This is a genomic window from Marivirga sp. (assembly GCF_035704835.1).
In the GTDB taxonomy this organism is placed as follows: domain Bacteria; phylum Bacteroidota; class Bacteroidia; order Cytophagales; family Cyclobacteriaceae; genus Marivirga.
This window is the reverse complement of record NZ_DASSWQ010000073.1, coordinates 22113-28369: the sequence shown is the minus strand read 5'-3', so window position 1 is coordinate 28369 and position 6257 is coordinate 22113. Positions and strand designations below refer to the sequence as shown.

Below are 6257 nucleotides of genomic sequence, written 5' to 3'. Positions count from 1 at the left end.
CTATTTCTTATTGTTATCGTATTAATACTGGCTATTTTGATAGTGATAGCAAGAGTCAATAGTTATATCAATGGTCTCAACGAAAAGAAAAGGCTCAAACAAAACCAAGAATTTAGAGAAGAACTAACCAATCTAAATCCAGGGGAAATTGATGACATTTTAGAAAAAAGGAAACAGGCTCTGAAGTATAAATTAAGTGGTGATGAACTGGGCAGCAACTGGGCTACCAAAGATAAAAAAGGTTTAATCAGAAAAGTAACAGATAAACCAGAAAATCCGGTTGCCGATGAGAAAAAACGTTCGGAAGAGCGATTGGAAATACCAGCAGAACTCAAGCGCCTGATTATATTCTACTTGGGTGCAGCCATATTCTGGTTGGTTTTTGGTACGTTAGTAGGTCAATACCTTGGAATGAAATTTGTCTGGCCAGAACTGGACAGTATTTCTTGGCTTTCATTTGGCCGATTGCGACCTGTGCATACTAATGCCGTTTTCTGGGGATGGGCATCCTTATCAATGCTTGGGCTAGGTTATTTTGTCATTGCCAGAACTAGCAATACTAAAATTTATAGCTATAAATGGGCATGGACTACTTTTACGCTCATCAACTTAGCAGTATTTATTGGCACTTTATGTCTAATGGCTGGCATCAATAATGGAGGTGCAGAATACAGGGAATATGTGTGGCCGGTGATGGCTCTTTTTGGCATAGGGCTCATAGTTACATTCTGCAACTTTTACAAAACGATAGCGAATCGTAAAATATCAGATATTTATGTATCCAATTGGTACATTATGTGGGCTCTGGTATGGACAACCGTATTGGCAATAATTGGTTATTTGCCGTTCTATCAAAACGGTCTAGGCGAAACAGTCATTCAAGGGTACTACATGCACCAAGGTGTGGGTATGTGGTTTATGACTTTTACACTTGGATTAGTCTATTATTACCTTCCCTCTTCACTAAATAAACCTATCTATTCCTATTCACTGGGTGTATTGGCTTTCTGGACACAAATGTTGTTCTATACAATGATTGGAACCCACCATTTTGTTTTCAGTCCTCTTCCTTGGTGGCTACAAACCGTAGCAATTGTTTTCAGTGCCGGAATGTTTATTCCTGTTGTAGCGGGAACAACGAACTTTTTAATGACCATGAAAGGAAGCTTTCACAAAATTTCCAAAAGTTATGTGCTACCATTTTTCTTAGTAGGCGTTGTCTTCTATTTTGTTGGCTCTACTCAAGGAAGTTTTCAAGCTTTTCGTTTTACAAATTACATTTGGCACTTTACTGACTTCAATGTGGCACATTCCCACATGACCATGTACGGAATTATTACTTTCATACTTTGGGCATGTATCTATGCTATCCTTCCTCGAATTACTGGGAAGGAACCTCCTCAACTTTTAGTAGGGGCTCATTTTTGGCTGGCTTTTATAGGTCTTTTTGCTTACATGATTTCTTTGATGGCAGGAGGCACATTAAAAGGGCTTAGCTGGGTAGAAGGTTTGCCTTTCATAGAATCAGTTGTCATGATGAAACAATATTGGGTATCAAGAGCAATAGGGGGAAGTTTAATGTTTATTTCACATCTCCTTTTTGCCTATAATTTCTATCTGATGGTAAGAAACAAACACGGAATTAAAAGCCAATCAAAAAATATAGTAGGGTCAAAAGAAAAGAAAGAATATGTTTAATTTTCATAAAAATCTTAGAAGCTTAGTCCTGGTTTCCTTTCTTGGATTTCTAATATTGAGTGTAGGGGTGGCTATTATTCCTGCTTATCAATCACAGGTGAATACGGAACCACTTCCTCAAATGGAGGCAATGAACGAAAGTGAGATTCGTGGATTACAAATATTTGTAGAAGAAGGCTGTGTTGCCTGTCACACGCAACAAGTTCGAAGCATTGAGATGGACAAAACTTGGGGTAGCCGGCCTTCTATACCTTCAGATTATTATTACACCAAACAGCGAATGGGTATCTAGCGACAATCACCCTCAGTTTTAGGTAGTGAGCGAACGGGGCCTGATCTGACCAATATCGGCAAAAGACAGCCTAGCGAAGATTGGCACTTATTGCATTTATACAATCCTCGCATCGTGGTTTCTGAATCTATTATGCCTTCGTACCCTTGGATGTTTAAAGAAGTTAAAAACTCCAAAGAAGAAGGTGAAGCGCTTTCCGTGCCTGCTGAGTTTAAGAAAAACGGAGTGAAAATAGTACCAAAACAAGAAGCTTTGGATCTAGTGGCATATCTGCAATCACTTAAACAGGCTTCACTTACTGGTCAGAAGCCAGAATTCATCCCTTCTACACAAAAAAAACTAGAAGAAACTTCTGCTTCTGCTGACAATTCCGGTCAAGAAGAATTAGCAAAAGGAGAAAATTTATACATATCCACATGCTCGGCTTGCCATCAAGCAGATGATACCGGATTGCCGGGAGCATTTCCTTCGCTGGCTGGAAGTTCAGTGGTAAATGATGAAGACCCTGAACTATTAATAAGAATTATTCTGCAAGGGTATGATGCCCGTCCAGAATTTGCACAAATGCCTGGCTTTGCCGGTCAATTAAGTGATGAGGAAATTGCAGCCATTGCTAGTCATGAAAGAAGAAGTTGGGGAAATGATGCCTCTAAAGTAACTGAAGAAGAAGTGAAAAAGATAAGAGAATTTGTAATGAATCAACAAACGCAATAGTTATGAAAAATGAAGAAAATTATTTGGAAAGTTTGATTACCAAGACACCAATTGAAGGTCGTAACTTGGCCATTAAACTGGCTAGAAAATCAATAGCAGCTATTCAAACTGATAGTGAAGTCAGAAAAAAACTTCGAAATGATTACGCTAATGATACTCAACAACTGATCTCTTCTGCTCAGGTAATTGCCACTGAATTTCAAACTATTGCAGCAGCAAATAACTATTGGAAGTCATGAAAAAGATAAGTTTTTTATTCGTTTTCTATTTATTGATTGGATTAGGTAATGCTTGGGCATGTGATGTATGTCAAGCGAACCAGCCAGAGCCTTTAAAAAATATTACACATGGAGAAGGACCCCAAGGTGATATAGATTATGTAATCATCATTATAGGAATCATCATCGTAGGCTTCACTTTATTCTTCAGTCTTAAATATTTAGTAAAGCCGGGCGAGAAAAATTCCAATCATGTTAAAAATATTGTGGTAGATGAAGGAAGCCTTTAGAATCTAATTAAGGTATAATCTTAAGCTATTAAAAAAATAAGCGTGTTATGACAAAAAATATCAAAATAGATAATAGTAGTGAGGAAAACCGTCTTATTAAGGTTTTTCTAGACGAGGAGAACGAACCATTTGCTGAATTTCGACCACCTGTCAAATTTGTTTTGGATACAACCAAAATACCAGATGGCAAGCATAAACTTAAAATAGTTGCCAAATCCTCCAGTAATGTTGAAGGGGTAAAAGAAATTCCTTTTGAAGTAAAAAATGGGCCGGAGATATCTGTTGTTGGATTAAAATCTGGAGAAATTATAGACGATCAGGTCTCTATCACCCTTAATGCTTATGGTAGTGAGAAGAGAGACGAATTTGTTGTGACAGGATCGGAAACCCCAAAAGGAATCCCAGCTTGGGTATGGGCATTGGTGATTGCCTTCATAGGTTTTGCACTTTTCTATTTCATCATGTATTCTACCCCTGAATTTTATGAATCTTTTTTCTGATGGAGAAACAAAAGCAAATTATTGAACTGGATGATATTAAGTTATTGGTCGATAGCTTTTATGGCAAAGTACGAGAAGATGAATTGCTTGCGCCTATATTTAATAATCGTATAGGTGAGAAATGGCCCGAGCACATGGAGAAAATGTATCGTTTCTGGCAAACTGTTTTGCTAGGGGAACATACATACTACGGAAGTCCATTTGTCCCGCACGCCCAATTACCTGTAGACAAGAAGCATTTTAATCAGTGGATGGCCTTATTCAATCAAACCATTGATGAGCATTTTAGGGGAGATAAAGCGGAGGAAGCCCGTTGGCGAGCTGGAAAAATGGCAGAAATGTTTCATTACAAAATTGAGTTTTACAGAAACAACCCTAAAAAGCGTATTCTATGAGTACGCGAGTTAAAAGCCCACTGGTGGTAATCGTCCTATTTCTTTGGATTGGTTTTGTATGCGCCATTAGCTTTATGGAAGCTTGGCTGAAGTTCCAGGCACCGGGAGTCACACTGCCGATAGGATTAAGCATCGGCCGCCTGGTTTTTGGAGCACTGAATAAGGTAGAATGGGTATTCGCCCTTGCGATATTGCTTACTTCATTCGTGAAGCAAAGAGGTTCTATTAAACGACAGAACTTATATTTCCTGATTCCCTTTCTTATACTGATTTTGCAATCGATTTGGCTGCTTCCTGAATTGGATGTACGAGCTGTGCAACTTATAGAAGGGCAGGTAGTGCCCCCTTCCAATCTACATTTCTATTATGTAGGGTGTGAAGTGGTGAAAGTGATTGCTTTAGTAAGCATTGGTATCAAACAGTTTAAATAACCACCATGAAAAGCATACTGGAAACAATAAGCACTATCTGACAGAGAAATACCATTCATTAAAACTAGAGGATAATTTTAAGATCATAGCCATTGAGGTCTTAAATACTTAAATAAAATTTCAATTCTTAAAAAAATATCATGGAAAGCATAAAAAACAAAACCATTGGAGAAATTGTAGCAAAGGATTATCGAACCGCTTCCATTTTTGAAAAATACAGTATGGATTTCTGTTGTAATGGTGATCGGAATCTCTTGAAGGCTTGCGAAAGCAAAAATATCGATCCTCACAAACTGATTGACGAGATTGAGCATGTGCAGCAAAAAACAGAAAGTAATATGCCGGATTTTCAATCTTGGCCACTGGACTTGCTAGCGGACTACATTGAGAAGAAACATCATCGTTATGTAGAGGAGAAAACGCCAGTCTTGAAAGAGTACCTGGAAAAGATAAGTCAGGTACATGGTGACAAGCACTCTGAATTGTATGAAATCGTAAAACTCTTTAATGCTTCGGCAGGAGAACTGGCAGCGCACATGAAAAAGGAAGAGTTTATACTATTCCCCTATATCAGAAAAATAATAAAAGCTCAACAAAACGGTGTACAAACTGGAAAGCCTTATTTTGATACCGTGGAAAACCCCATTCAAACAATGATGCAAGAACATGATAATGAAGGAGTGCGGTTTCGTGAAATCAGCAAACTAAGCAATGAATATACACCACCAGAAGATGCCTGCCAAACATATAGAGTAAGCTATACCACGTTAAAGGAATTTGAGGATGATCTGCACCTGCACATACATCTGGAAAACAACATTTTATTTCCTAAAGCAATAGCTATGGAAAAAGAACTTGCATATGAGTAAGCCGATCAAGAGACATCAAGATTTACAGCCGCTTAGCCGAGAGCATCATCACAGTTTGTTGCTGTGCTGGAAAATACGGACCGGATTCAAAAAGCAAGTAGAACCTAAAAGGATTAAACGCTATGCCGATTGGTTCTTCGATAATCATATACAACCGCATTTTGAAGCGGAGGAGCAATTTATTTTCCCCATTCTGGGCAAGGACCATGAGTTAGTAAAAAAAGCTATGTCTCATCACAGGAGGCTATTTAGATTATTCAATATTTCTAATGAAATTGAAAAAGCACTGGGGCTGATAGAAGAAGAACTGGAACAACACATTCGGTTTGAAGAGCGTATCCTATTTAATAAAATCCAAGAGATAGCTACTTCAGACGAATTAGAACTATTTAAAAAACACCACAGAGAAAAACAGTTTGAGGAAAACACAAAAGATGAGTTTTGGAAATAGTTAGATTGTTAATTTTATGTTTACTGTATCATGAAAAGAATTTTAACTAAACGGATTTATGAGCAAGCTTCTGATCAGGACGGGTATCGCATGTTAATTGACAAGGTCTGGCCAAGGGGCGTCAAAAAAGAGGATGCCAAACTAGATGAATGGAACAAGGACATTGCGCCCTCTACCGATCTTAGAAAATGGTTTAGTCATAAAGCCGAACGTTTTGATGAATTTGCTCGAAAGTACCGCCAAGAGTTGGAGAAAAAAGAAGAAACAGTTCAGCACATTACAGATATTGCCGAAAAACACCAAGTAACCCTACTTTATGGGGCTAAAGATGAGAAACACAATCATGCAGTCATATTGCAGGAATATTTGAAAAATAAATAATACCATCAAGAATACTAT

10 protein-coding genes and 1 pseudogene are annotated in these 6257 nt (G+C 38.0%); all 11 read left to right on the top strand.

Going from position 1 to position 6257, the window contains the following annotated elements:
* Window positions 1-1698: cbb3-type cytochrome c oxidase subunit I (locus tag VFM92_RS12540; protein ID WP_325122565.1), on the top strand; the 1698-nt coding region annotated here is incomplete at its 5' end.
* A pseudogene (locus tag VFM92_RS12535) lies at window positions 1691-2170 on the top strand (cbb3-type cytochrome c oxidase subunit II); the annotation flags it as partial. The gene VFM92_RS12540 and the pseudogene VFM92_RS12535, both read left to right, overlap by 8 nt.
* 18 nt (window positions 2171-2188) lie before the next feature.
* Window positions 2189-2704 (top strand): cytochrome c, encoded by a 516-nt coding sequence (locus tag VFM92_RS12530; protein ID WP_325122566.1) that lies wholly within the window; start codon window positions 2189-2191, stop codon window positions 2702-2704.
* A 2-nt stretch (window positions 2705-2706) separates the two neighbouring features.
* Complete coding sequence (locus VFM92_RS12525) at window positions 2707-2943, top strand: hexameric tyrosine-coordinated heme protein (RefSeq protein WP_325122564.1); 237 nt, start codon at window positions 2707-2709, stop codon at window positions 2941-2943.
* Complete coding sequence (locus VFM92_RS12520; RefSeq protein WP_325122563.1) at window positions 2940-3212, top strand: hypothetical protein; 273 nt, start codon at window positions 2940-2942, stop codon at window positions 3210-3212. Before VFM92_RS12525 ends, VFM92_RS12520 begins: the two co-directional genes overlap by 4 nt.
* Window positions 3213-3259: 47 nt before the next feature.
* The gene (locus VFM92_RS12515) at window positions 3260-3712 is read left to right on the top strand and encodes a cytochrome C (protein WP_325122562.1); all 453 of its coding nucleotides are present in this window, start codon (window positions 3260-3262) and stop codon (window positions 3710-3712) included.
* The gene (locus VFM92_RS12510) at window positions 3712-4107 is read left to right on the top strand and encodes a group III truncated hemoglobin (RefSeq protein WP_325122561.1); all 396 of its coding nucleotides are present in this window, start codon (window positions 3712-3714) and stop codon (window positions 4105-4107) included. The genes VFM92_RS12515 and VFM92_RS12510 overlap by 1 nt, the downstream gene beginning before the upstream one ends.
* Window positions 4104-4538: a hypothetical protein gene (locus tag VFM92_RS12505; protein ID WP_325122560.1), complete on the top strand. Its 435-nt coding sequence runs from the start codon at window positions 4104-4106 to the stop codon at window positions 4536-4538. Before VFM92_RS12510 ends, VFM92_RS12505 begins: the two co-directional genes overlap by 4 nt.
* Before the next feature lie 140 nt (window positions 4539-4678).
* Entirely contained in the window at window positions 4679-5407 is a 729-nt protein-coding gene (ric, locus tag VFM92_RS12500) for an iron-sulfur cluster repair di-iron protein (RefSeq protein WP_325122559.1), read from the top strand.
* A complete protein-coding gene (locus VFM92_RS12495) occupies window positions 5400-5858 on the top strand; it encodes a hemerythrin domain-containing protein (protein WP_325122558.1) in 459 nt (152 codons plus the stop codon). The genes ric and VFM92_RS12495 overlap by 8 nt, the downstream gene beginning before the upstream one ends.
* A gap of 30 nt (window positions 5859-5888) precedes the next feature.
* On the top strand, window positions 5889-6239 hold the full coding sequence (locus tag VFM92_RS12490) for a DUF488 domain-containing protein (RefSeq protein ID WP_325122557.1): 351 nt from the start codon (window positions 5889-5891) through the stop codon (window positions 6237-6239).
* Window positions 6240-6257 lie beyond the last annotated feature (18 nt).